The sequence below is a fragment of the Vibrio amylolyticus genome (genome assembly GCF_023145695.1).
In the GTDB taxonomy this organism is placed as follows: domain Bacteria; phylum Pseudomonadota; class Gammaproteobacteria; order Enterobacterales; family Vibrionaceae; genus Vibrio; species Vibrio amylolyticus.
In genome coordinates, this window is record NZ_JAJHVV010000004.1 from 259,038 (window position 1) to 286,017 (window position 26,980).

25 protein-coding genes are annotated in these 26,980 nt (G+C 37.7%); 4 read left to right on the forward strand and 21 right to left on the reverse strand.

Going from position 1 to position 26,980, the window contains the following annotated elements:
• Window positions 1-42 precede the first annotated feature (42 nt).
• From KP803_RS08170 to tagD, 11 genes are read right to left on the reverse strand one after another with little or no spacing between them, the layout of a single operon-like run.
• A complete protein-coding gene (locus KP803_RS08170; protein WP_248008338.1) occupies window positions 43-2,007 on the reverse strand; it encodes a hypothetical protein in 1,965 nt (654 codons plus the stop codon).
• Window positions 2,000-3,052 (reverse strand): pseudaminic acid synthase, encoded by a 1,053-nt coding sequence (gene pseI / locus KP803_RS08175; protein ID WP_248008339.1) that lies wholly within the window; start codon window positions 3,050-3,052, stop codon window positions 2,000-2,002. The genes KP803_RS08170 and pseI overlap by 8 nt, the downstream gene beginning before the upstream one ends.
• 6 nt (window positions 3,053-3,058) lie before the next feature.
• On the reverse strand, window positions 3,059-4,009 hold the full coding sequence (locus tag KP803_RS08180) for an ATP-grasp domain-containing protein (protein ID WP_248008340.1): 951 nt from the start codon (window positions 4,007-4,009) through the stop codon (window positions 3,059-3,061).
• The gene (locus tag KP803_RS08185) at window positions 4,002-4,715 is read right to left on the reverse strand and encodes a metallophosphoesterase family protein (protein ID WP_248008341.1); all 714 of its coding nucleotides are present in this window, start codon (window positions 4,713-4,715) and stop codon (window positions 4,002-4,004) included. The genes KP803_RS08180 and KP803_RS08185 overlap by 8 nt, the downstream gene beginning before the upstream one ends.
• Window positions 4,712-5,392, reverse strand: coding sequence for an SDR family NAD(P)-dependent oxidoreductase (locus tag KP803_RS08190; RefSeq protein ID WP_248008342.1), 681 nt, complete (start codon window positions 5,390-5,392; stop codon window positions 4,712-4,714). The genes KP803_RS08185 and KP803_RS08190 overlap by 4 nt, the downstream gene beginning before the upstream one ends.
• 7 nt (window positions 5,393-5,399) lie before the next feature.
• On the reverse strand, window positions 5,400-6,485 hold the full coding sequence (gene pseG, locus KP803_RS08195; protein ID WP_248008343.1) for a UDP-2,4-diacetamido-2,4,6-trideoxy-beta-L-altropyranose hydrolase: 1,086 nt from the start codon (window positions 6,483-6,485) through the stop codon (window positions 5,400-5,402).
• The gene (locus KP803_RS08200) at window positions 6,485-7,267 is read right to left on the reverse strand and encodes an SDR family NAD(P)-dependent oxidoreductase (RefSeq protein ID WP_248008344.1); all 783 of its coding nucleotides are present in this window, start codon (window positions 7,265-7,267) and stop codon (window positions 6,485-6,487) included. Before KP803_RS08200 ends, pseG begins: the two co-directional genes overlap by 1 nt.
• Before the next feature lie 4 nt (window positions 7,268-7,271).
• Window positions 7,272-8,903, reverse strand: coding sequence for an aldo/keto reductase (locus tag KP803_RS08205; protein WP_248008345.1), 1,632 nt, complete (start codon window positions 8,901-8,903; stop codon window positions 7,272-7,274).
• On the reverse strand, window positions 8,900-10,057 hold the full coding sequence (gene pseC, locus KP803_RS08210; RefSeq protein WP_282437219.1) for a UDP-4-amino-4,6-dideoxy-N-acetyl-beta-L-altrosamine transaminase: 1,158 nt from the start codon (window positions 10,055-10,057) through the stop codon (window positions 8,900-8,902). Before pseC ends, KP803_RS08205 begins: the two co-directional genes overlap by 4 nt.
• An 8-nt stretch (window positions 10,058-10,065) precedes the next feature.
• A complete protein-coding gene (pseB, locus tag KP803_RS08215) occupies window positions 10,066-11,079 on the reverse strand; it encodes a UDP-N-acetylglucosamine 4,6-dehydratase (inverting) (protein ID WP_248008347.1) in 1,014 nt (337 codons plus the stop codon).
• Between the two features lie 26 nt (window positions 11,080-11,105).
• On the reverse strand, window positions 11,106-11,570 hold the full coding sequence (tagD, locus tag KP803_RS08220; RefSeq protein WP_248008348.1) for a glycerol-3-phosphate cytidylyltransferase: 465 nt from the start codon (window positions 11,568-11,570) through the stop codon (window positions 11,106-11,108).
• A gap of 649 nt (window positions 11,571-12,219) precedes the next feature.
• Here tagD and KP803_RS08225 point away from each other — a divergent pair.
• The 3 genes from KP803_RS08225 (at window position 12,220) to lpxM (ending at window position 16,436) form a co-directional block, all read left to right on the forward strand.
• Window positions 12,220-14,229, forward strand: coding sequence for an acyltransferase family protein (locus KP803_RS08225; protein WP_248008349.1), 2,010 nt, complete (start codon window positions 12,220-12,222; stop codon window positions 14,227-14,229).
• Window positions 14,230-14,449: 220 nt separating this feature from the next.
• Window positions 14,450-15,391, forward strand: coding sequence for an ADP-glyceromanno-heptose 6-epimerase (gene rfaD / locus KP803_RS08230; protein WP_248008350.1), 942 nt, complete (start codon window positions 14,450-14,452; stop codon window positions 15,389-15,391).
• Window positions 15,392-15,479: 88 nt separating this feature from the next.
• The gene (gene lpxM / locus KP803_RS08235) at window positions 15,480-16,436 is read left to right on the forward strand and encodes a lauroyl-Kdo(2)-lipid IV(A) myristoyltransferase (RefSeq protein ID WP_248008351.1); all 957 of its coding nucleotides are present in this window, start codon (window positions 15,480-15,482) and stop codon (window positions 16,434-16,436) included.
• 65 nt (window positions 16,437-16,501) lie between these two features.
• Here lpxM and KP803_RS08240 read toward each other — a convergent pair whose 3' ends face one another.
• From KP803_RS08240 to KP803_RS08260, 5 genes are read right to left on the reverse strand one after another with little or no spacing between them, the layout of a single operon-like run.
• On the reverse strand, window positions 16,502-17,461 hold the full coding sequence (locus KP803_RS08240; RefSeq protein WP_345791552.1) for a glycosyltransferase: 960 nt from the start codon (window positions 17,459-17,461) through the stop codon (window positions 16,502-16,504).
• An 18-nt stretch (window positions 17,462-17,479) separates the two neighbouring features.
• Window positions 17,480-17,968, reverse strand: coding sequence for a pantetheine-phosphate adenylyltransferase (gene coaD / locus KP803_RS08245; protein WP_248008353.1), 489 nt, complete (start codon window positions 17,966-17,968; stop codon window positions 17,480-17,482).
• Window positions 17,969-17,988: 20 nt separating this feature from the next.
• A complete protein-coding gene (locus KP803_RS08250; RefSeq protein ID WP_427916930.1) occupies window positions 17,989-19,053 on the reverse strand; it encodes a glycosyltransferase family 9 protein in 1,065 nt (354 codons plus the stop codon).
• Window positions 19,050-19,844 (reverse strand): glycosyltransferase family 2 protein, encoded by a 795-nt coding sequence (locus KP803_RS08255; protein ID WP_248008355.1) that lies wholly within the window; start codon window positions 19,842-19,844, stop codon window positions 19,050-19,052. Before KP803_RS08255 ends, KP803_RS08250 begins: the two co-directional genes overlap by 4 nt.
• 1 nt (window position 19,845) lies before the next feature.
• A complete protein-coding gene (locus KP803_RS08260) occupies window positions 19,846-20,883 on the reverse strand; it encodes a glycosyltransferase family 9 protein (RefSeq protein WP_248008356.1) in 1,038 nt (345 codons plus the stop codon).
• 153 nt (window positions 20,884-21,036) lie between these two features.
• On the opposite strand from KP803_RS08260, the gene KP803_RS08265 reads away from it, so the two are divergent.
• Complete coding sequence (locus KP803_RS08265) at window positions 21,037-21,729, forward strand: 3-deoxy-D-manno-octulosonic acid kinase (RefSeq protein ID WP_248008357.1); 693 nt, start codon at window positions 21,037-21,039, stop codon at window positions 21,727-21,729.
• Here KP803_RS08265 and KP803_RS08270 read toward each other — a convergent pair.
• The 5 genes from KP803_RS08270 to KP803_RS08290 are packed head-to-tail and all read right to left on the reverse strand — an operon-like array spanning window position 21,726 to window position 26,979.
• Window positions 21,726-22,466 carry a glycosyltransferase family 25 protein gene (locus KP803_RS08270; protein WP_248008358.1) on the reverse strand — a complete coding sequence of 247 codons (741 nt, stop codon included), beginning with the start codon at window positions 22,464-22,466 and terminating at the stop codon, window positions 21,726-21,728. The genes KP803_RS08265 and KP803_RS08270 overlap by 4 nt on opposite strands.
• Entirely contained in the window at window positions 22,466-23,764 is a 1,299-nt protein-coding gene (gene waaA, locus KP803_RS08275) for a lipid IV(A) 3-deoxy-D-manno-octulosonic acid transferase (protein ID WP_248008359.1), read from the reverse strand. The genes KP803_RS08270 and waaA overlap by 1 nt, the downstream gene beginning before the upstream one ends.
• An 11-nt stretch (window positions 23,765-23,775) precedes the next feature.
• The gene (waaF, locus tag KP803_RS08280; RefSeq protein ID WP_248008360.1) at window positions 23,776-24,819 is read right to left on the reverse strand and encodes a lipopolysaccharide heptosyltransferase II; all 1,044 of its coding nucleotides are present in this window, start codon (window positions 24,817-24,819) and stop codon (window positions 23,776-23,778) included.
• Window positions 24,820-24,823: 4 nt separating this feature from the next.
• Window positions 24,824-25,753 (reverse strand): glycosyl transferase family 90, encoded by a 930-nt coding sequence (locus KP803_RS08285; protein ID WP_248008361.1) that lies wholly within the window; start codon window positions 25,751-25,753, stop codon window positions 24,824-24,826.
• Complete coding sequence (locus KP803_RS08290) at window positions 25,750-26,979, reverse strand: O-antigen ligase family protein (RefSeq protein ID WP_248008362.1); 1,230 nt, start codon at window positions 26,977-26,979, stop codon at window positions 25,750-25,752. The genes KP803_RS08285 and KP803_RS08290 overlap by 4 nt, the downstream gene beginning before the upstream one ends.
• Between the last annotated feature and the right edge of the window lies 1 nt (window position 26,980).

The following is a 26,980-nucleotide window of genomic DNA, read 5'->3' on the forward strand; positions in this document are numbered from 1 at the left end:
ATAGTCGATAGTCGATAGTCGATAGTCGATAAGGTATCGTCATCAGTGAAAAACTCTTAGTTTATCATTAAGAATATTAACTAAATTATCTAGGCAATCTATTGTTATTTCATTTGGCGTTCTATCATAGAAACCATCAAGTGGTGGTACAGAAATTGTGTTACATCCCATAATATCTGAGTTGTCTAATTTGGAAATGTCACCGTTTCTCATATAAATTGCTTCTGGAGAGTTACATATATGGAAGAAGGTACAACCAGAAGCAGCTGCCAACTCTGTAGTAAGGCTTGATGGACCAATAACAAAGTCTAACGTCTTATAAAACAAAAAACTCCCATAGAAATCGTTATACAAGTCTACGTTACTAGGGATTTGTATATCATACTTGCCACACAAGTGGTTAATATGTTCTGTTACAGGTGATTGTATACAAACAAACTCGATGCCATTATTTTGTTTACGTATCTTTTGGAGCGTTCTTATCATCATTTCACTAGGAATAGAATATCGTTGCTTTCGTATACCAGACTCTAAAGACGAAGAAAACATAACTCCAATGCGAACTTTTGTTTTTCGATCATTAAATTTCCGTGTATTAATACTTGTACATATATCTTTATCATCTAATAAATTATATAGTATCGATGTTGGATATACTAAATCAAAGTCCTTATAGTACTTAGGTATATTATCTCGATGAAATGAGATTAGTGACTCACCAGAACCTCGAAACTTCCTTTTGTGTGATAGAAAGTTTATACAAGGGTAAAGCTCACGAAATAATTTGTTATATCGAGGATCACACACTATAAATATATTACTAGCACCTGACTTTTCTAATTGTTTGTTTACTACACCATAAAGGTAAGACCACCTCACCTCATCAGCAACACCTGACTCAGAAATAAATAAAGTTTTACTCTTATTCATTTCAAAGACTGAATTTATTATATTTTCAACGTTTATGACATTTACATTATTATTAATATAGTTAGCTAAACCACTGGCGACGTTCATTCTCTCGATATTTGTTGCCTTATTACCATAATTAAATGCACTTAAGTATATTTTCAATGTATTTATTGGAACAGAAAAATCATCTAGGATACTTATAAGATCTTCTAACTTATCCGGCTTGTTATTATAGTATGCATAAGTTATATAATTCCTAAGTTGATAAATAATTGATTTACTTCTAATTAATCGTAAGAAATTAAATATTTTTATTACTTCACTGTATTCTGATACATAATAAGAGTAAATTAGCCTTCTTTTGGGGCTATATTTTAATTTAGGGTTGTTTCGATAGTGAAGTATTAGCCTTTCAATATCACCTAAAGCATGTAATATATCGAATACATACTTTTCAGAAAAATTAGAAATAATTGAATAAATCTCTTCCTTTATTTCATCATCTCCTCTAAGTTTAAAAATCAACAATAGAATCTTAATTTTTCTTTTTTGGCTCCAATCTTGAAAATTAACCCATTTTACTACACCGTCACCATCTAGACATTTAGACAACAGATATGGTGCTGCTAAATTCATAGAATCAAATCTATTGTCAGATTTGATTCTATTGTATATGGAAATATTTCTCCTTAATTCAGAAATATCCACATACTCAATTACCTTTCCATTAGTAATATTTAAAAAATCAGCCAACCTATTTGAATTGGTAATAAGTTCGATACTTTCATTATTAAAATAAAAATGAGAAATATAATCCACTGCCAATTCTAAAGTGACCAAATCTAAATTATTATTTATCTCATGTTTATTGCTGTTAAAAAAACACTCTGTAGCGAACTTAGAGTGTCTACAGGAAACATACTCTAATGATAAAGCTTTGCTAATGTCTGATTTTGACACCCATTTATTTGCTTCTTCTATATTTTTTAGTTTATAAAAACTATAATATAGTTTGTCATATTTAAATCCACTTTTAATATATGGACTTATTGCTTCACATATAATAAAAGCAAACATTTTTATTATATTAATCATTGAAGTCCTTAAGACTTATCGGTGTTCCTTTTTTAAGATTATACTTCGCTACTTTTCCAAGAGAGGTTTCATAATACTTAGGCTCTAACCCGAAGCCTGGTCTGATACTCTTCAAATTATCTTTTGTAAGTTTTTCACCTGCTTTTATATCTTCTACAAGATACAATGAGCGCCTAAACTTTACATTACCTTTTTCAGCTTCTGTTCTTTCATAGTTAACTTTACCAAGTGCTTGCCATGCTGTTTTTGCATCTTGACATAAAGCCTTTAAATCTTTTGGCTCTAAAGAAAAACTATCATCCGCACCACCACCATTTCGATCTAGCGTTACATGCTTTTCAATTAGACAAGCATCAAGTGCCACCGAGGCCACAGCAGTTGCGTTATCAATTGTATGGTCAGAGAGTCCTGAAAGCACTCCAAACCGTTCAGCTATATCTTTGATTGTTCGCAGATTATATTGTTCAGCTGGTGCAGGGTAGCCACTCACGCAATGAAGAACAACCAAATCCTTACAACCATTATCTCGTGCTACTTTAATCGCTGTTGAAATCTCTTCTTCATTTGCCATACCTGTTGAGATAATCATCGGCTTTTCGGTTTGAGCCACACGTTTAATCAATGGCAAATCAACAATCTCAAAAGAGGCAATTTTATAAGCGGGCGTATCCAATTCTTCGAGAAGATCTACAGCTGTAAAGTCAAATGGTGAGCTAAAAATAGTAATACCAAGTTCTTTCGCTTTATCAAACAATGGCTTATGCCACTCCCAAGGCATATGAGCATCTTTATATAGTTCATATAAAGTTTTTCCACCCCACAACCCACCGTGAATTTGGAACTCATTTGAATCACAATCTATTGTTATGGTTTCATGAGTATAACTTTGCAATTTAATCGCATCTGCTCCAGCTTTTTTAGCCTCCTCCATGATTTTGAATGCTCGATTTATGTCACCATTGTGATTAGCCGATAGTTCGGCAATAATATATGGAGGGTAGTTTGGGCCAATTTTACGACCTGCAATTTCAATATATTTATTCATAATATTCTACTTTATGTACTCTTGAATTCCACGATAAAATTTTGTACCAGCTTTTGGAGCGACATAGATATCTAATGGTAAATTAAACCTATCTTCTATTGCCCATATAAGGTCTCGAAAGCCTAGCTTATGTCTAAACATTACCGTACTAGATAATCTCGGGTTGATTTCAAACAAAACTGGCCCACATGACGTAAGACGTAATTGAAAATTTACCGCCCCAAAAATATTTAACTTCTTCGCTATTTCAAATATATATGAGTCTATTTCCGAGTTTTCAACCACTTCACCCTTATCCGTAAAACCACCACTTAAAGTTCTTCTCATGACAATACTTCGTGTCACACCGCTACTATGGCGAAATACACCACAGGTAAATTCTTGTTCATCTGGTAGTAGCAGTTCTTGCCAGATATAATCTTTGTTTCCAAGTAAATCCTTAGCCTCAGCTTCAGAATGAACAACCCTTAATCCTTTGCTACCTTGCCCTGATTTTGGTTTAAAAATGCATGGCAACTCTCTGGGCATTTTTAATGCTAACTCCGTCCAAGGGGATCTAACTCCTATTGTTTTGAGGATCTCGGCGGTTTTTAATTTGTCCAATGCGACCAATGCAGTTTCCTGATTAGTTATTAAAACTTCGACGCCAAACAACTGACCATTTATCAATCCAAAATCTATTGTAGCTTTAATCTCTGCTTCACTTGAGGGGATAAATAAGTCTACACTAAATTCCTCAAATATTTGTTTTAGGAAGTCAAAATACCCACTTTCGCTAGCAAGTGGGGCTCTGCGAAAATCATCAAATACGCATTCACCTGCGTGTCCTCTTTCTACATCGCAGCCTACTACTTTCGTGATTTCACATTCTTTTAGAATTCGGCCAATGGCAATACCGATATCGCCACCTCCGCCACTCACTAAGACAGTTTTCACTTTGTTATTAATTTTATACATACGGATTGTTTCTCTTAAGAATCTCAACTAAATAGCTATATTCTGGATCATTTTCCAATGATTTTTTACTAACAATATCGCTATCAAATGGTAATCGTCTTTGAATCAAAGCTCTATTTTTGGTGTTTAGTATTAAATAGCTGGCAAGAGAACCTACATCTCTTGGTTGGCCTACGGAACCTGGATTTGCAATAACACAACGTTCACGGTTAAAAACTACCGGATAATGTGTGTGTCCATAAAAAATATAATCTTCTATATCAGTCTCAATATCATCGATTCGTTCTTTGGAGGTATCAGGGTAAATATACTCATTGACTTCTTTTTCGCTTCCATGGAACAGGGCAAACTTAATACCATCAAGAGTAACCTTCTTAGATACAGGTAGATCATGAATCCATTTTATTTGATCCGGTGAGAGGCTTTCAATACAAACGTTAAGGCCACTCCCATATTTTTCAAAACATTGAATAGCAAACTTTTGATCATGAAGAGCTCGCAACAGCAGATCTTCATGGTTTCCTTTGATTACCGTACAATTGGAGAGTGCCATAACCTCCTGCACTACCTCCTGAGGCCAGTGATAATAGCCGACTAAATCACCTAATATAAAAATATGCTCACATTTACTCTTTGCTATATCGCTCAGTACAACATCTAGCGCAGGTAAGTTTCCGTGTATATCTGACAAAATAGCGATTTTCATGAAAGTAAATCACATATTTCAGCCAGTTCGATTGCAACATCTTCTGGAGACCTTAATTTACCGTTCTTGGCAAGCTCTCTAAAACTCTCCACTGACGGGACGTTCTGTGAACTTGTAGCCCGGATACTTTGCTGCATATGAGTATTAATTACGCCTGGGTCAAAATGAGTGACACTTACATGTTCATTCTCCTTAGAGAGTACATCCAAGAACATTCTAAACCCTGATTTTGCCATGCAATAGGCGCCCCAGCCGGCTATTGGCCTTAATGCTGCACCACTTGAAACGTTAATGATCTTAACGGCGATATTATATTTCTCAGCCCATAAGATAAGGCTAGATATCAACTCAACTGGCGAAGTCAAGTTTACATTAATCGCTTCTCTAAATAGCTTATTGTTTTCATGGGTTATAGGTCCAAGAGGCTGGATGACACCAGCATTAGATATAAATGTAAGTGTTTCTGGTAATCCTGAGTGATATACCGAATCCCAATCAACTTGACTATTTTGCGATAGATTTATTTCACAATAGACATGGCTTTCACTTTTAGTTACCCGTTCAAGAGCTCGTCCTATAAACACATATTGTGTACCTGTAGACTCTACAGTTATTGCACGGTCATGAAAGGCCTTCCCTAATCCACTAGTACATCCTGTAATTATTACACTTCTCATAACGCGGTTATTCTCCTAACAATGTTGAAGTAACCACTTCAACATTGTTACCAATATTCAGACTTAAAGCTAAACCAGACACTTCAACATACCTTGTTTCCAGTTCAATTAATGCTGAACCTAAAGCTTGTTCATCCTCTAGAGGTTGGAAATAACCTACTGAGGCACCTGATGAAATAACTTTGTTCACGACATCTGTCTGGTTATCTGCTGTTTTTACCAGTAAAGTAGGGAGACCTAAGAAGCAACGCTCCCAAGTGCTGCTTCCTGCAGCACCAATTGCCAGATCAGAGTCTACTATTAACTCCGCCACTCGGTCACAATCGACATGTATTGTCACTTTATAATTTAACAGCTCAGCTAAATGCTCAATCTTATCCAAATGTGGACATGCGCTACCGATCAAAATGACTACTTCAACATCACGAGAAGTTGCAAAGTAGCTCAAACCTTCCAAAGCTAATAATGTATGCCCTTTAGGATCTGTACTTCCAAAACTAACTAATAACTTTTGGGTTTTCCGGAATGACATTCTTTTTTCGATAGCTCTATTGCGAGCCTCAAAGAATTCCTTCCTCAATAGGCAATATTGCTCACCAACATATAAAACTGTATCGGGCTGCACCAGTTCTTGGTATTCATATTTGCCTCTACCACAAGTTTGATCTAACAAAAAATCAGATATATGTGGCCTATTCACCAAATCGTCTATTACTCCAACTTTTATACCTTTAGTATAAAAATAGCGTTCCCACTTTTCATCCAACCCATAATGATCGACAATAACCCAGTCTATTCCACTAGGAATAATGTCATTTATCGCTTTGTAAGTTTGCTCTGAATCAATATCCCATGGAGAACCTATCCAAGTAGAATAACAATCTGCATCTACTTCGTACCCAGGTGTTCTTGGCAACAAAATTAATTCAAAACCAGCACGCGTCACGTACTCCCCTAAAGTGCCAGAGTGATCTCGTAATACAAACAGGCATCTTGCACCTTTATTTTTCAGTGCACTGGCAAAGGTTAAGCAACGGCTTAAGTGCCCCCCACCTAGCTGAGGAGCCGCGTCAACTCTAAAGACTACATTCATTACCAAGCCGTCCACCCTCCATCTACTTTAAGGTTTGAACCATTCACAAAAGAACTTGCTGAGCTTGCGAGGAAAACAACTGGACCTTTAACTTCTTCTGAGTGCCCAACTCTCCCAAGAGGTACTCTATTTTCTAATACCTTACGGAAATCGACATTGTTAGTTTCAGGATTTGGGAATGGCCCCGGAGATATTGAATTAAAGCGGATTCCTTCTTTACCAAATTCACATGCTCCGTATTTTGTCCACTGTATAAGCGCTGCTTTTGCTGCACCATAAAACGGTGGATTAGAGCCACTTGGGGATGAATAAATTCGTAAGTCGGGACTAACAACACCATACATAGAAGCAATGTTAATAACAGAGGCATCACCAACCCTTCGAACCGAATCTCTCAGTTTTGGTAAAGCCTTTTGTAGAATGTTATGCGCTGATACCACTGAAATATCGAAAGCATCAAGATAGAATTGGCCATTACTACTTTCGATAGTGCCTGCACTTCCTGCGTAAGCGTTATTTACGATGATATTTATATCACCACTGTAGTGAAGAAAGAACTGCTCTACTTCTTGCTCTACTGATACATCAAATACTGCTTTCTCCGCTTTCAAGCCTTTACTCTTCAATTCACTAACTAGAGCTTGAGCATTTTCTTCTGAGCGAGAGTTAACTAGTATGTTAGCTCCTGCCTCCCCTAATCCAATACACATCTCACGACCCAGGTACCCTGTAGCACCGGTAACGAGTGCTACTTTTTCATTCAATGAAAAGGAGTATTGCATTAGATTACTTCCATAGAGCAGGATTGAGTGTATTTTCACTTAGTGAAAAGGGAGGTGTTAAGTTTCGCAAAGGATACTCTCTATTACTACATTCTAAATTAATGGCTTCAATATTACTTTTAATCTGATGCAAGTTCTCACACCCTACAACTATTCCATCAACCCAATCTAAGCTATTAACATAGGAAATACAAAGCTCATAGATAGAACTATAACCATATTTTTTAGTTTGATTTGTTAACCAAGTGACAGCCTGTTTAGAGGTATCAAAATCAACATTAGCTCTAGCCCAAAGTTTAGGACAGTCAGAAACCAATAACCCTTGCAATAAAACACTACGTACATGAATCGTTATCTTTCGATGCTTTTTCTCTTCTCTAATTTTTGTTATCGCTTCAGACCAGCGATGATCAAAAAGATTATACGGTAGTTGGATAAAATCAACATCCTTATGCTGTAACGCTATAAATAATTCTTGAGGGCTTTGGACAGATACACCTAGGTTCGTAATGACGCCAATGCTCTTAAATATATTAAGTTTTTTAAGCACCGCACCATCAAATTGATAGAGATGCTCAGTTCTGTGAAGCATTAGTACATCAATTCGGTTTAAACCTAAAGATAAACAAGACTGTGACAATGAAGCTTCGACAGCTGCACTCACAAGCCTAGTACTTGATCTTTCATTCAACTCTTCAAGCGTACCAAGTTTAGTAATTACTTTACATCTCCCTTGCCACCCTTTTTGTAACCATGATCCTATTACTTTTTCACTATCTCCATAGGTTCTAGCAGTATCAATATAATAGACACCTAAGCGAGCTGCTGTTGATAGTAAATTGGACGCACTATGTGAGTCTGGTTTACCAGTTTTATTATTTATTCCATATGCAAGACCAAGTTGAGCAGTTCCAAGAACTAACTTATTTGTACTTTTTTTAATAGGAAACTTATCTAAAAGCTCATTACACAGCCATTCAACTGAAGCACCAATAGGATCACTACAGCTAGAGAATATATCTGTAATCTTCAAATAATCATCTAAATTGTCTACCGTGCATCTCAATCTAGAAAACGAATTCTTCAAGTTTAAACTTTTGTAGAAATGTTCACCGTATTGTCGTCGAATATATGGAGTCACGTGCTCTAAATCAAAGTTATCATTAGCATGAACTAAGGCTTTTCTAAGGTGGTGAACACGCATCACCTCTGCAGATAATCCATATGGTAGCTCTGATGAATCCCCATTGGCACAAACATACTCAAATTCATTACTTTCGAAATAAGAGACGATGTTTTCTATAAATCGAGAATCAGGGAATACATTATCTGCAGTTAGACGAACTACAATGGTTTGATCATTTTCCGCTGACAATGCATCTACAAACCTTTTAAGTACGTTATTTAAGTCTCCACGGTAATATAAAACACCATGTTGTTCTAGAACACTCGCCAAATAATCGTCACTATTCTCTTCTGATATAAGCACCCGAGTATCATATGAAGACTGATACCCTGCTCTTTTTGCTGCTAACACTGAAAGGGGTAGACCACAGACAGGTAATAGAACTTTACCTGGTAACCTTGAAGAATTAGTTCTTGCTTGTATACAGATTACAACTTTTGACTTTATCATTTCAAAATTCGCTCTAGTATCGCTATCACCTGTTCTTGCTGCTTTTTGCTCATGCTATGATACATAGGTAGAGAGATTGCCTCTTTGTAATAGCGTTCAGCCGCAGGAAAATCACCCGTTTTGAACCCCAGATTTTGGTAATATGGCTGTGTGTGTACAGGTATGTAATGTAAGTTAACTCCAATACCATTTTCACGCAGTGCGTCAAATACTTGCCTGTGAGTCATTAATATTTTGTCAAGCTTCAACCGAATAACAAACAAATGCAAGCCAGAGTAGGTATTTTCTAATTGATGAGGAAGAATTATAGGTAGCTCTGATAGGAGTTCATTGTAACGTTTTGATAAAAGATGCCTCGCTGCAACAAACTCTTCAAGCCGCTGCATTTGAGTAACACCTAGCGCAGCCTGAAGCTCTGTCATACGGTAATTAAAACCTAGATCTATCTGTTGGTAATACCAACCACCATGAGAAGTCTCGCTCATCATTTCAGGATCTCGAGTGATACCATGGCTGCGCAGTAGCACCATTTTATCTGCAAGTTCTTTTTGATTAGTTAATGCAGCACCACCTTCAGCAGTGGTAACTATCTTCACCGGGTGAAAACTAAACACTGTAATGTCTGAGTATTCACAGTTACCAATAGGTTGGTTGAGATACCTTCCTCCAATAGCATGTGAAGCATCTTCTATAACTTTAAATTCGTACTCTTTCGCCAATTTAGCGATGGATTCCATATCACAAGGTTGTCCACACAAATGAACAGGTACAACCACCTTTGGCAGTGTACCGTTAGCCTTCGCTGCAATTAACTTTTGTTCAAGCTTTTTAGGGCACATGTTGTAAGTCGCTGTATCAATATCAACAAAATCAACCTTTGCACCGCAGTACAACCCACAGTTTGCCGAAGCTACAAAGGTGATTGGGGATGTCCACAGCCAATCACCTTCACCCAATCCCAAAGCTAGGCAAGCAATATGCAACGCGGATGTAGCACTATTCACCGCTAGAGCATATTCAGCCCCAGTATGCTTCGTTAAAGAATTTTCAAACTCAGGTACTTTTGGCCCCTGTGTCAGAAAGTCTGAATTTAAAACATCTATTACACCATCAATATCTTGTTGGGTAATTTCTTGTTTGCCGTATGGGATCATCTCACTTCTCACACTGTAAAAGTAGGGTCAACGTGCTCTACGATCAACTCTCGTAAGCCTTCAATCGTTTCCCACTCCGTATTTGTACCAGAATTATATTTGAAACCAAATGGAACCTTTTTAGCTTTATGGTGCTCCATAAACTCTTCTTCAGAATAGGTAAATGAGACAGATGGCAAAATCACATAATAACGGCCTAAATCAATGGTATTAAGTGAATCACTATCAGTGATCATCTCTTCGTGTAGCTTCTCTCCAGGGCGAATACCAACGACTTTAGTTTCAACACCTGGCGCAACAGCTTCTGCTATATCTAAAATCTTGTATGACGGGATTTTTGGAATGAAAATTTCCCCACCAAGGTGATTTTCTAGTGCGTACATCACCATGTTCACACCATCTTGTAGCGAAATATTAAAACGGGTCATTTCTTCATGAGTGATAGGTAACATGCCTTCTTCTTTCTTTTTCATAAAGAAAGGGATAACAGAACCACGAGAGCCCATCACATTGCCATAGCGAACCACACTAAAGCGAATGTCCTTTGAGCCTTTAATGTTATTTGCTGCTGCAAATAACTTATCAGACGCAAGTTTTGTCGCGCCATACAAGTTGACTGGTGCACACGCCTTATCGGTTGACAGAGCGACAACATCATGAACGCCACATTGAAGTGCTGCTTGAATAACATTCTCAGCACCGTCTACGTTTGTACGAATACATTCTGTAGGATTGTACTCAGCAGTATCTACTTGCTTGATTGCAGCAGCGTGAATGATGACATCTACGCCCTCACAGGCTTGAATCATACGATTCTGATCTCGTACATCGCCAATAAAGAAACGAAGTTGAGGGAAATCTTTCTGCGGATAATTTTGCTTTATCTCAAATTGTTTCAACTCATCTCGAGAATAAATTATAATTTTTTTTACATCTTGGTAGCGTTCAAGGATAGTTTTAATAAACTGCTTACCAAATGAGCCTGTACCGCCAGTAATTAATACTGTTTTATTATTTAACATTTCTTCTTAATTCCTTTCATTATGACTTAGCTTCGAGACATTGTTTTTACAATAGAAATAACGTCATGAAGAGAGCTTTCAATTTTATCTAATTCACTTTTTTTCAATGATGATAGTGTCGATTTTATTTTAGTCGTTGAAACATCTTCTGTTCTTGGTAAGTAAGCGACCTCACATAAGTCCTCTAGGAAATCAAATTTCCCCACCCAATCATCACCCATAGCAAAGATGTCAGCATTATATTTCTTAACGTCGTTTAATTTTTGTTCCCAATTGTGCTCAGGGAAGACCTCATCAACATACTTACATGCAGCAACTATCTCAGCCCTTTCATCATATGAGAAAAAGGATTTTTTCCCTTTGAGCTCATTAAACTCATCCGAAGATAGCCCGACAACTAATCGGTCACCAAGCTCACTTAAGCGTTTTAGCAAGCGAATATGACCAACATGAAAGAGATCAAAAGTCCCGTATGTTATTACTGTTTTCATCCAGCCTCACTTCTAATTATTTGATCTAAAATACTTTTTCATAGATTCCCACTACTTCATAGACTGCGCATCTAAGAACTGCTAGCTTTCAAAACGCTACCGCCATTAGGTTTAAGCTCCCACTGACTATCCACTGATTGTAATGAAATCCATATTCTACAAAATTCAAGCCGAAATTTTACAACAATTTACAATCAGAGGCGAGAAACATGCACTCCCTCTCCCCAGAATTGAAACTTGAAAACATCACTATAATCTGCTTAAGGCATGATTTTATTAGGGGCTTAGCTTACAGTACCATATCAGCTACCGACTGAAACTGAGCAACTCTTAAACAACACATTGAGTATCAAGCATACCAAACCTAGGCTTGTTCAGCGCTATGAGCATACGTAGGTTTCTCCAACCAGATAGTTGTTATTGGCGTTGTTGAACAAATCAAGTAAAGGATAAACAATACCCTTAAAACTTCTTTAATTAGTTTCTAACAGGCATACCTAGAATTATGACTTTGTTCATAGCTTTAACATGTGCGAGTTCCCTTGAAAGCCATAAAACTTAACAAGCGGTTGTCATTTTTTATCATTGATGGTTGTTTAGATATTTCTTTCCAGTACACTCAAGCTAATCTTTATTAATACTTAATTTTATGTTGACATACAGAAAAGAGCTAGATGGCCTTAGAGCTCTAGCAGTAATAGCAGTAATAGCCTACCACGCTAATTTACAAATCCTTGATATTGAAATATTCAAGGGTGGTTATCTTGGCGTTGATGTTTTCTTTGTCTTATCTGGATACCTGATTACAGCAATTGTGAGAAATCAAATGAGCAACGGAACGTTCTCATTACCTGATTTTTACTGGCGAAGAGCTAAACGTATAGTACCCGCGTTTATTTTTGTATTAGCAGTAACGTCACTATTTTCATATTTAATCCTAACTCCTAGTGACCTTATTAATTTTGCAAACTCTCTTAAGTCTTCCTTATATTTTGGTTCTAACCACTACTTTTATAGCATGGATAGCTATACCTCACCAGCTAGTATATATCAACCTTTATTACATACGTGGAGCCTATCTGTAGAATGGCAGTTTTATCTTATATTTCCATTTGTAATATGGGGGATAAATAAGCTATCTCCAAACAACATAATACCTTGGCTAGTAATAATACTACTAGTTTCACTACAGTCTTCAATTTACATTGTCAATAAAAATCCTGACATGGCTTTTTATTTTTTATTCACTCGAGCTTGGGAACTCATTATTGGAGGGATTATTACGTTTTACGACCGAGCCAACATAAAAACAAAAAATGGAACACTAAGTAATATATCTTATCAATCACTCCCATCTGTTGGGCTATTTTTAATAATTTACAGTTTTATTTACTTTGACCATAACATACCCCACCCTTCGCTTTACACCATTATACCAATAATAGGAACGTGCTTATTTATCACATTCTCAAAGGAAGGGGAGCTTTCCACTAGGATATTTTCCTCAAGGCCAATGGTATTAGTAGGTATAATTTCATTTTCATTATATCTATGGCACCAACCAGTATTTGTATTTTTTAGATTACTAAAGACAGATACATTCCAAGTGGGAGAGTTTTTTACTTTATTATTCATCTCCATTGCACTAGCCACTATAACCTATAGACACGTTGAATCTAGGTATAGGAAACGAAAAGTAGGTATTAAAAGCTTAATAATCTTGGTCTTGTTATATTCTGGCTGTTTTGCATTTTCAAAATTAATTTTGATAAATAATGGATTACCAGAACGACTAGGTCCTACAGCCAAGTTATTCAAACATCTAAATGATATTAGTCAATTTAGACTTGATGGTGAAAGGTGTCATGCTCGAACTTTTGAAAAATCATGTACTTTACTTAATAATGAAGGTCGTAATATAATATTATTAGGTGATAGCCATGCTGGAACTCTCGGCAGACACACCTACTTAATGTCTAAAAGAAATGAATGGGGCTTCACTCAAATGACCCACAATGGATGTATAGGTTTTGATAATGTAATGAGTGTAAGCGGTAGAGAAGAGCTTGAAAATGAATACTGTACTGAGCAATCTAAGTTAATATCAAAATTCATTGACAATAATGAAAATAATAAGCTAACTATTATATTTTCAGCTAGAATACCTTTGTATATACAAGGCACATCCTTTGACAACACCCAGGGAGGAGTAGAAATAATAGAACCACATCGTGGAATGATAGCTCGTAATGACTTATCGATAAGTGATAACATAGTCAATAAATTATCCTCATGGGCTTCTTTAGGGCACGAAATTGTACTTGTCTACCCTATTCCAGAAGTTGGCTGGAATGTTTCACAACTTGTTCAAAAAGAATTATCTCAACACTTACTCCCTATAAATAAAGCAATTGCCTATGATAATCTTATAATATCTACGTCTTATGATGTGTATCAAGAACGTACTAAAGAATCCTTTACAGCTCTTAATAGAATTACTGGTAACTCTATTACTCGTATATTCCCGGATGAACTTTTTTGCTCACATGAACGTTGTCATGCAAATGATAGTGAGAGATTATTTTATTTTGATGATGATCACCTTTCAACCCACGGAGCAAGTTTAGTAATTGACAAAATTGAGAGATCTATAAAATAGCTTGGCCAAAAACATAAGCGTCAATATTCATTACTTTTGAAAATTGACGCTATATCGTTTATCTAGACTTAAAAAATACATTCAACACTCACTTGATTGCCTATATTAAATCAAACCCTAGAATTAATATTCCCTGAACTCAAGTTAACAATCATCACTGTTCAGACTAAGTTCAAAAATATATAATGCCCTAACTATCTCACTGACTCAGGGAAATTCTATGATCATCGTTACTGGCGGTGCTGGCATGATTGGCAGCAATATTATCAAAACTCTAAACGAGCAAGGTATTAATGACATCTTAGTGATTGATAATCTTAAGGATGGTAAGAAGTTTCAAAACCTTGTTGATCTCGATATAACTGATTACATGGATCGTGATGATTTTCTTGTTCAAGTGATGTCTGGTGAAAACTTTGGGCCTATTGACGCTATTTTTCATGAAGGGGCATGCTCAGCCACCACTGAGTGGGATGGCAAGTACATGATGCTCAATAACTATGAGTATTCAAAAGAGCTTTTGCATTATAGCTTAGAACGTGAAATTCCATTTCTTTACGCATCTTCAGCTGCAACCTATGGTGAGACTGACACTTTCATAGAAGAAAAACAATATGAAGGCGCACTCAACGTTTACGGCTACTCTAAACAGCAATTCGACAACTATGTACGCCGTTTGTGGCAAGATGCCGAGAAGCACGGTGAAACGCTTTCTCAAATTACTGGCTTTCGCTATTTCAATGTTTATGGGCCACGTGAACAGCATAAAGGCTCTATGGCATCAGTTGCATTTCACCTGAATAACCAAATGAACAACGGTGAGAACCCAAAACTGTTTGCAGGTAGTGAAACCTTCAAGCGTGATTTCGTTTACGTTGGAGACGTGGCAGCGGTTAATCTGAAGTTCTTACGAAATGGTCAGTCTGGTATCTTTAATTTAGGTACCGGTAATGCTGAATCTTTTAATGAAGTTGCTAATGCAGTGATTAAACATCATGGTAAAGGTAGAGTGGAAACTATTCCATTCCCTGAACACTTAAAGGGCGCATACCAAGAGTTTACTCAAGCTGACTTAACTAAACTTCGCGCTGCAGGTTGCCATCACCAATTCAAGTCTGTTGCAGAGGGTGTTGCTGAGTATATGAACATCGTAAATAACTAATACGAATAGTCATTTGCTGAATTGTAGCCAAGGGTTTATCTTATAGCTCTTGGCTTTTTTATTTCTGATGCCCGCTGAAGGTTTCCCTGTGACTAAAACACGCAACGATTACGATCCAAAAGCATATAACCCAACATTTCAACGCAACTTTCTTGCACCAAAGCACTGGGGAACTTGGTTAGGGTTACTGTTCGGTTTACCATTAACACTGCTTCCAAACTCTACACGTGTTTCGGTTGCTCGTTTTGCTGCAAAAAAAATGTGCAAGAAGGAAAAAGGCTCAGTACAGAAAGCTCGCATTAACTTATCGCTCTGCTTTCCGGAAAAAAGTGAACAAGAACGAGAAAGAATTCTCGAAAAGTGCCTCACAACTGCAGGCGCATTCCTGTTAGGTTTTCCAACAATAAGTCTTCGTAGTAAAAAGTGGCTAGAAAGAAACTCTGTTATTATTGGCTTAGAACACTTGCAAACGCTTCAGAGTGAAGACCAAAGTGCAATTTTGCTAGTGCCACATTCCTGGTGTATCGATATCCCGGCTATTCTACTCGCCTCACGCGGCCTACCAGTTTCAGCAATGGCAAATAGCCAAAAAAACCCTTTTACTGATTGGTTAATGCATAAGCAGAGAGTTCAGTATGGAGGTAGAGTCTATGACCGTAGTGGAGGTATTAAACCTTTTATTAAGTCTGTAAAAGATGGCTACCTAGGCTATTACCTTCCGGATCAAGATCATGGGCCGGAACAAAGTGTATTTTCAGAATTTTTTGGCACAGAGAAAGCAACACTACCAGGGCTTGGAAAACTCGCTAAAGTTAGCCGAGCAAAAATTGTCCCTACCTTTGCTAGCTACAATATAGAGACAGGTAAATATGAAATTGAAATTAAAGCCCCTATCGATGACCTTTCAGGTGATGAATTCTTAGATGCCAGAGTGATGAATAAAGTCGTTGAAGACTTTGTAAATCCAAAGCCGGAACAATACATGTGGATCCTAAAGTTACTCAAAACTCGTCGAGATGGTGTGGATCCATATGTGGGATACTAGCTTGAAAAACACAGCGAGATAGCAAATCTATGGAGTTGCATACGAACGTACGCAACTCTTTTTATTTATGCTTTTGAATATTTAAGTCGCTTAAACTCTGAGATTACATCACCAAGTGATGAATTAAGCACAACGCCACTCACTACCTTCTGGTACTTTTCTAAATAAGCGCGAGCCATTACATCTGCATTAAAAAGCTCTTTTGCATATTCGTGGCACTGAGCAGCACTATATTGATTCGCATTAGCGACTGCGTCTACCAATTCAGATTCTTTGGCGGAAAGAAAACCTACATTAGCTGGCACAAGTTCAGGCAAAGATCCGTAAGGTGTACCAAATACAGGGCAGCCAAAGTACATACTCTCCGTAAGTGCTAAGCCAAATGGTTCATGCCATGTCACAGGGAATACCAACCCCTTCGATTGAGTCATTATTTTCGATTTCGTTGGATCATCAACCATGCCTAAAAAGCGTACATGCCTATCCAATGTTAGTCTAAAGCCCATCTTTAGATTTAATCGGTGTCCACCTAGTACATCAAGCTGCTGTCCCGCTTTTTTAGTGATATTAATAGCACCCTGTACATTCTTGACTCGCCATGCTGCTTTACCTAAAAAGTGAAATCGCTCTCGAGCCGTCCTTAAATCGGGCTTAAGGTAGTTATCCCAGTTTAATCCATTGTATACATATGCTTCACCACCATGATTCCTTGCATGTTGTGACGATACAAACACCGTGTTTGGGTTTATCGGTCCATCAGAGTTTCCATGCTGAGTCAAAATATATGGAACATCTAGCTCTTCAAAGTTTGAATGAAAATGAACAACATCGATCTCTTTAGGTAGTTGCGCCTGTAGGGGAATATCAGGCTGATACTCAACAACTTTCGCCCATTCACATTGAGTTCCCTTTCCCGCTAGCAGCGTTACTTTATGCCCCAATAAATGTAAGGCATAAACAAGATCCCAAATAACCCTCTCTGTCCCACCATAATTCACGACAGGTAATGTGGCTCGGGTATACATTAAAATATTCATAAAGACCTAGCTTTTTTGCGCTGTAACTTTGGCAAGTACCGCTTGATGAACGCACTCTGGAACAAATTGCTGTATTTCACCACCATGAATAGCAACTTCACGCACTAATGTTGAAGATAGAAATGCATACTCTTCTGATGGAGTAAGGAACAAACTTTCTAATTCAGGCTTTAATCGACGATACATAGTGGTAAGACCAAACTCATACTCAAAATCCATGGTCGTTCTTAATCCACGCACTAAGATTGTTGCATTTTGATCTGATGCAAAATCAACTAATAACCCGCTAAACCCACCGACAGAGACATTAGAAAGGTCTTTTGTCGTTTCTCTTAATAAGCCAACTCTTTCATCTAAGCTAAACAGGGTATTCTTGCTTGGGCTCGCTGCAACACCTATAACTAGATGGTCAAACATACTTGCTGCACGCTTGACGAGATCATAATGCCCATTTGTTACGGGATCGAATGTCCCAGGGTAAACTGCAATACGCATAAAAGGTCCTTAGTTTGGTACTAATCTTGGTTAGTTGCATTCTCAACAGTAACTGACCGAAGTACTAATACTCGCTCTAGTTGTTCTATAACTTGTTCTAATTCTATTTTCTGCATCAGATCACTGCCTTTCACTCTAGCCCCCCAATGCACGTTTTCCAACGGTTCACCGTATTGCTCTTCAGCAACCTGTTTATAAACTGAAACCGTATAACCTAAACTATTATAGGGACCGGTTCTATGAGGATTACTATGCGCATACAAACCAATCACAGGTGTTCCTTGTGTCGTTGCAATATGAGCAGGGCCTGAATCAGGGGCAATAACAACCTCGGCCTTTTTCAATACAGCAGTTAACTGCTTAAGAGATGTTTTTCCAATTAAGTTGATCGCTGGAGATTGCATAGCTTGCTCTATCTTCGTTGCGAGAGTTCTCTCTCTATCGGTTGGCCCACCACACAGTATAACTTGTAACCCCAAATGATAAGCATGATCAGCTAGTTGTGCATAGCGTTCAGTTAACCAATTACGCTCATCCTTGCTTGCTGCCGGACTAATAACAACATAAGGCTGATGAGAAAGCTCATTAGCTAACGTACTATCTTTTTCACTAATAGGAATAGACCAAGATGGTGATTGCTTTTTACAGCCCAGAAATTGAGAAAACTGAGCAAAATTATCGAGGACATGGGGGGCCTTAGTGTGGGGGAGCTTTTTATTTGTGAACAACCATTGACCTTCTTTCGCTCGTGACCAACTAAAGCCAAGCTTAGTTTTCGCCTTTATTCCCAGCGTTAAGATACTTGCACGTAAAGCGACTTGCATATGTAACAAATAATCAAACCTGTGGTTTTTAAGCTCAGCCCAAACATCTCGCATACCTTTAAAGCCTTGCTTCTTATCAAAGACCACAACTTTTATACCAGGGAGATCGCCTAGAAGTTGAGCTTCTACTTTCCCCATCACCCAGGTAATCCTGCATTGAGGATAAGTTGATTGGATCTGCTGTACTGCAGAAAGAGCATGGCAAACATCACCAATCGCAGAGAGGCGAACAATACAAATTGAGTGAATCGAATCCATCATTCTTCCTTCAAGAACCTATCAATACCTTTATCACACCTTGTAAGCTTATTAAGGACCGTATTCTTAAAGATACGATCATTCTTCTCTAATGACTCTCTTGGGTTCTCTTTGTGATACAAGTGGATTCCTGCTGCAGAAAACTTTAAATAAAGTCGATCTAAACCCAGATGGAGTAGCCGATATACAAACTCACTATCTTCACGCCCCCAACCTACAAACTCATTATTAAACCCATTTACAGATAAAGCGTCTTCACGCCAAAAAGACATATTACAACTGCGAGTCGACTTATCTACATTCCAAATACGTGACGTCAGTTTAGAAAGCAGTCTATTTCTAAGCATGTTTTTTCTGTTTTTTATTCCACTGTCAAAGAAGCTCGGCATAATATCTTTTGATATCAAACGTTGAGAGTTAGCCTCATTTAAAATAACTCTGCCTCCTTGAATAAATTGACCTTTCTTTGATGCATTAAGATGATCTTTTACAAAATGTTGGGGAAGATATATATCGCCATCAATAATGATGATGTAATCAGAACTGGCTTTAGCAATTGCTCGGTTTCTACTTTCAGCAGCTCTAAAGCCTTCATCAGGTTGCCAACTATGGATAATAGGGACTGGAAAGGTTTGCTGATAACTCATTACCAGCTCTTTAGTATCCCTTCGAGAACCATCATCAGCAATAATGACCTCATTGGGCAACAAGGTTTGCTCTTTAATACTACGAAGAACAGCACCGAGCGCCTCTTTCCAATTGTATGTGGTAATAATCAAGCTAACACTGGTCATGTCACTTTATTCCTTGATGGTAATGAATCGACTTAACGACACTTTCAAACACTTCATTGGGGGAAATATCAGATAAGCATGGCGATACTTGCTTCTCATCTGTGCGACATGCCCCGTATCCACATGGCACACAGCTACGGGTTGACTGTAAAATAGTCACATTCCCTAGAACTTGCCTACGAACTCCATTTCTATATGGCTGTTTTTCGTATTCATTGATCGACATTCGATATGGCCAGGGAGCCCACATACTCGCAGCTGCGACACTAATGATGCATATAATTGGAACGTTATGTCCAGATGCGAGATGTGTAATTCCACTGTCTGCACCTATATAGCCTTGACTACTCTTAATCAAACTTGAAGTTTGCGCGATTGATAGCGAACCACTTAAGTTAACAATGTTATCGCTTGGGGATAAACTTGCCATTAACTCAGAAAGTAGATTTTCATCACGCGCAGAAGGCGATCCTGTCAGCACTATCTTATGCCCTGAAATCTCTAGTCTCTCTATAAGCTCTTTCCAAGAAGACACTGGCCACTGCTTTACTTGGTTAGAGGAAGGGCAATGAATGACTATATAATTCTTAGGTAAACTTGGAAGTTCATCATTCTCGGGGGCTATAACCGCCATTTCATCATCTAGCGAAAGTGGTGAGAGCAAACTAAAATTTCGAATAATTCGATGCTCTTCATTGCTAGATTCAAAGACCGTATGTTCAGAAAACAGCCTACTGGTTCGCCACCCCTCTGAGTCACCTTCATTAACCACTCTTGAGCGCCAGCTTCCTTTACTCAACCACTTACTAAATAGCATTGCATAAATCTCTGACTTTCCCGAAGGTTTGTCGTTAATAACCCAGTCATACTGATAGAAATTATCTTTTAGCAGTTTAAGGCTTTCAACTAGCTTGGGCTTGCTTCCTACTGTAATTAAATTATTTAAATCTGTGTTCCCAGCTAGTGCTAACTTACCACTAACAGTCACCAAAGCATCGATTTGAGTGTCTGGATACGCCAATCTGAGTTTACGTATCATACACGTCGCTAATAAAGTGTCACCGATATAGCGCGTTAGTACAAAAAGGACTTTAGAGGGTGCAAGCTGCGAAGGCATAACCAGTTACTATAACCAAAAAGAGAATACTGATAGTATGCCATAAGCATGTAGGCAAAAACTAATGAACGAGTCATGATCAAGCAAACACGAACCTCTAAAGGCATAATCTGGAGCGTTAATTCAGAAAGTTGGGACGATAAGCATTTTGAGCCGTCCTACTGGCAATCAAAAAACAAAGTAATAGGCAGCGCCAAGGGAAGAGGCACTACATGGTTTGTAGAGCATGAAAACCAACAGCTTGCTTTACGCCACTATTACAGAGGCGGTTTTTTTGGCAAACTTATCCAAAATACGTTTCTATATACTGGTGAAAAGAACCTTAGGCCGCTAAAAGAGCTAAAGACCCTACACCACCTCGCCAGGTACGGTGTTAATGTCCCCGAGCCAATCGGAGCCAGAATAGTTAAGCAAAGTATCGGTTATACCTGTGATATTTTGACGAAAAAAATTCAAAATGCTCAGGACCTTTCCAAACTTCTCTCATCGAATGAACTGCCTGAGTCTATGTATTCAAGAATAGGTCAAGAAATCAGAAAGATGCATGATTCAGGGGTTAATCACACCGATCTAAATATCCATAATATTTTAGTTGATAGCACTGCTAAGGTTTGGATTATTGATTTTGATAAATGCAGTCAAAGAGAGGGTGATTCATGGAAATCTGACAACCTTAAACGATTATTACGCTCATTTAACAAAGAGCAAACTGCTATTAGATGGACTACAAGTAATTGGCAACATTTGCTCAATGGTTATTACAATTAATATTTAGTGATATTTTTAAAGTGTGCAAGGTGCTTTGCTTTTAAATTACTTAATATATGCTTCTTATAGTTATCTTTAAACCAAGCTCTAAATGCAGTATAAAAACCAGCCTTTCTTCCACTTAACTCGCTATCAAATAAACCACTTTTGCTACCTTGCTTGACCAAAGGTGGATGAACCCAAAACAGGTTGTACCCTAATAGGTGCCTTAGTTTACCAAGAGTTGTATCAATAGGGGCATCTTGAGTATATGACTCAACATACGTTACTACTGCCTCTGCCATAGAGTAATCATAAATCAAGCCACCAGCTAACTTATTAACCTCGCATAAATAGAGTTTTTGTTTTGGAACTCGAATACTCACAGGTACTAAGCTAGATGCCTCTTCAATATTAACCAAGTACTTTGATTGCTTCCTTAACTCCAAAGAAATCAAAGAGAGCTGATCTAAAAAGTCAGGCTCCAACAAAGCATCATCTTCTAAAACCAAGACTTGTGGGATTTTTTCTTCGACTACCCTCTTCATCACAAGGTAATGCTTATAGAAGCAGGACTTTTCTGGCAAACTCATTGATTCACCGAAAAAGTGATTACGAATATCATCACTGAGATCATCGATATCACCACGTAGCATATATTCATAATCGGTAATACCACGCTCTGGTAGATGACTATCTATATGTTTTCGACGATCTTCATAACCTTTACTTACATGAATGACAAATGTTTTAATCATTATGAACTCTTAGAAATTACTTGCTCAATTGTATTAAGTGTACGTTGAAGTGCACCTTGATTTTTCTGTACTATATCATAGCCATGCTGACCCATTGATGCCATTTTCCGCGAATCAGAAAACAGAGACGTGACCAAGCTGGCTAGCTCTTCAGAAGATGAGACTACGCTTAGAGCATTATGAGAGATTAACTGATTAGCAAGATCAGAAAAGTTAAAGTAACTTGGCCCAGTTAAACAGGGTTTACTCAAAAGCGCTGGCTCAATAAAGTTATGGCCGCCAACTTTATTTCCAATAAGGCTTCCTCCCATAAACACTAAATCGCTCGCTGCTAGTAACACCATCATTTCGCCCATAGTATCACCTAAATATACATCAACTTTTTCACTAATCGCATCGTTACTGTCAGTTCGACGACTAATCGTCAATCCACTTTCTCCGACTAATTTTGCTACCTGATTAAATCGTTCTGGGTGGCGTGGTACTATAACTAGCAATAGTTCCGGGGCGTGTTTTTTCGCAAGATTATAAGCCTTGATAATCAGCTCATCTTCGCCTTGATGTGTGCTTGCTGCAATCCAAACTTTACGCTCTAACCCTAATACAGAGCGCAAAGCTTTCCCTTTAACTAAGATTCTCTCATCTAAACTTACATCGTATTTTATTGATCCTGTAACCTTAACCTTATCAAGTCCTGATACAAGAGAGTTGAATCGACCTTTATCATCATTATGGACAGTCAAAATCATTTGAAGGTTATTAAGTGCTGGTGAGATCAACTTTCGAAACTTCTTATAGTTCGCTTCCGATTTTTCAGACAAGCGTCCATTAATAAGTACAATAGGTACGTTATGTTTAGACACGTTATGAAGGGTATTGGGCCAAATCTCAGTCTCGACAATGATAAATAGATCTGGCTGAATAATTTTCAAAAAACGGTTAATACACCAACTAAAATCTATCGGCATATATCGATGAACTATATTACCTTCTAAATTGACCACCTGCTCTGCGCCCGTAGATGTTGTTGTTGTGACCAAGATTCTTTTATGTGGGTACAATATTTGTATGCGTTCAAGAAGCACCTTACTTGCCAGAACCTCACCAACAGATACGGCATGCAACCATATAACCCCTTCTCGCCTTTCATCTAAGTCTGGTGTATAACCAAAGTGTTCCTTCCATCGCTCGCCAAATATTGGTTTATTCGGCTTTTTCCGATACAAGCCCCATAATAAAATTGGGCTAACCAAAGCAAGTGCCAATGTATAAAGCCAACGGATCATTGTTCCTGCCATACTAGCTAACCTTAAGTAATAACATCGAATTGTTTAACTGCGCCAATCACTCTTTCCGGTAGAAGTTCAACTAAGCACTTCATATGTTGCTTTGGACAAACGCGTTCGAAACAAGGACGGCAATCAATATCAGTATTTAAAACAGATAACTTATCAGTTAGTGGTGGAGTATAATTTGGTGAGCTCGACCCATAAACAGCAACTACATTACAGCCTACTGCTGCTGCTACATGCATTAAACCAGAATCATTACTAATGACCGTTCTGCATGCTCCTATCAGATCAACAGCTTGGATTAGACTTGTATTGCCAGCAAGGTTATAACAATGCTCCTGGTTAGCCTCATCAACCTGAGCAATAATCTTTGATGTAACTTCTCTGTCCTTTCCTGAACCAAATAGCCACACTTGGTAACCAAGATTAATCATTTCAGTTGCGACTGTAGAAAAATGATTGTCAGGCCAGCGTTTTGCAGGGCCAAACTCAGCTCCTGGACATAACCCTAAAATAGGACGTTGCTTATTTAATCCAAATTCGCTCATCGCCTCAAATTGGCTAGTATCAATAACATCAAGTTTTGGGTAGGGTAAATTTACGAGTTCGCCTAAACACCCACTCCCAATCATTTTTTGTTTTGAATGAGCAAGCGCAACATATCGCTCGAGCATAAACTGGAAAGATTTCTTGTTAGTACGGATATCGTTGAGCAATCCATAACGCATCTCTCCTTTCCATCCAATACGTTTTGGAATTTTTGCAAACCAAGGAATCAGTGCTGACTTAGCAGAATTCGGTAATATATACGCTGCATCGTATTTTTCTTCTCTCAAAGATTTCCCCAATGCATAGCGTGTTTGCAGATCAAATTGCCCATGCCCAAGGGGCATTTCTAAAGCAGAGTTAACTTCCGGCATGCGCTCTAAAATAGGTTTGCACCATAGCGGAGCTAATACATCTATTTGAGCATTTGGGTGTTGCTTCTTAAGCTCAATGTAAAGCCCTTGAGACATAACCATGTCGCCTACCCAAGAAGGGCCAATTACCAGTATGTTCATCGTATTAATTCTTATCGACATGTTGACCAGATAACTCAAAGTAACGTTCTAGAGTCTTAATACAGATTAATTGTTCTAGCTTTTCATCTTGAAAAGGAGCTACATATTCATGTGCATTTTTAATAATCTGCTCTGCTTTATCTGGGTTATCTAGGTAATACTGAATTTTATCATCAAAGTCAGACCAATCATCTTTTACTTCGATATAGTGAACGCCCGCTTTGAGGGTTCCTTCCATAAACCATGTTTCAAACTTCATTTTTGGTGTGACCACCACAGAGTTAGAAGACATAGCCCACTTTAAGTTTGACGCTACATCGTTACCTTCTAAACAGATTAGAAACTTACAATTAAGCTGCTCATCTACCGACATAAACGGTTTTGTCCACTCAGGGTACTCTTCACAAGAGTTAGACTGACCCGCGTCAACCAAAGGGTGTTCAAACATCTTCTGCATAAAGCGAATACGGTGCGGCTGAGTGACCGCACCGCGAAATACAGCCATATCTTTTTTATCTGTATAGTTACGCTTGTCATCGACAAATCGAAAATGACGTCGTTTATCGAGCTTAAATAGCACTGAATTTTGGTTATCACCGTCAATAGGCCGAGCCTTAAACAAAGTAGGAACAGGTTCTATGTGCGTTTCATCTCCAAAATTATAGTTAAATTTTAGCCCTTTAGGGAAATAATAAAGAAACTCTTTAAGATCATAATAATAAGATGTATATCCCTTTCTTGTATAATTATAAATATCACTTCTTGCTTGATTATCAATAGCCCATTTGTGACACTTGACATAGTAGCTGACACGAGATTCTACATAGTGACTTCTTGAATAAAGCAATCTATAAACTCCTTGCCTTTTCACTGTGAAGAAAGTTTTAGGTAAAATAGCCAGAATAAAATGCTTAAGGTAATAAGTTAATTTCATTTTCTCACCTTAGTATTTTCAATCATAGAGCCTTCTCTGTAAATATAGCTCAGCAACGCACCAACAAATAAAAGGTAAGAAAAGAAACTATGTCCATTTGTAAACGGAGTATCAGTAATATTAATTAAAGAAAACATTAAAGATAAGCCAAAGATCAAAATTGTCACAAAGGAGAACCCTACCTTACGAATTGAAAGTACTACAGGTAAAATCAACAAACCAAGCATTAATATCAAACCAACAATGCCGGAGGATACTAATTTTTCCAGATAGCCATTATGAAAATTCCAAGATGCTATCCTATGAACCTTATCGTTTATTATTTCACTCTCCAACATTTTATCTAATTTAATTTGAGTATTACTACCATGACCTAATAGAGGTGCTTCTTCTATAAATGAAAGGGATAGTTTATAAACACTAAAACGAAGACCTATGGAAGTATCGAAATTACCATCTTCTATTTTTTCTATTTCAGATACTGTATTATCATATCTCTCTATAATAAAAGGTAGAGATACAATAGACGCCATAAAAAAAGAGATTATACTAAACATAATAAACTTGGGGTTATATACCTTCTTCAATAGCACTATTGATATAACCAACATAGGAAGCACTATTATTAAGGCAATAATTGACCCCCTTGTCTGGGTCATCAAAGTAGCGGATAGTGACAATATGAAAGCCAATGACATCAAAATCGTTCGAACCCTCTCCTTTGAAAAGGATAAAATCACAAAAGAAGAAATCACTATCAGACTGGTGAAATTAGAGAATGGTATAGCATTCACAGGCCAATAACGCCTGTCTGTAGGCTCTATTATTTGAAAATATACGGACAAGACAATGGCATTAATAGAACCAAGTACTAATAAAAATACAAACGCAGATTCTGTATAGTACTTAGTTGGTACGGCTATAAAAAATACGGCAGCAATCGCTGCTGCTCTTAGTTCCCTTGAACCGAAGCCATAAGTTAGATAGGATAAAATAGAAAATGACAAATATAAAAAAACAACAGCTAGCCATTTGTTATTTTTAATGTTAAACACTACATCCTTTGTATTAAAGGAAAGTGAGAATAAAAGTGTCAATAACACAATCCCTACTAATACTTTATCTCCAGATGGGTGCCAATACATTCCTGTGAAAGACCAGAGTAAAGGTAGTCCATAGAAAAAAACAGAAAGCCAGTACATTAAAGTATTTTTATCTTTAGTCATA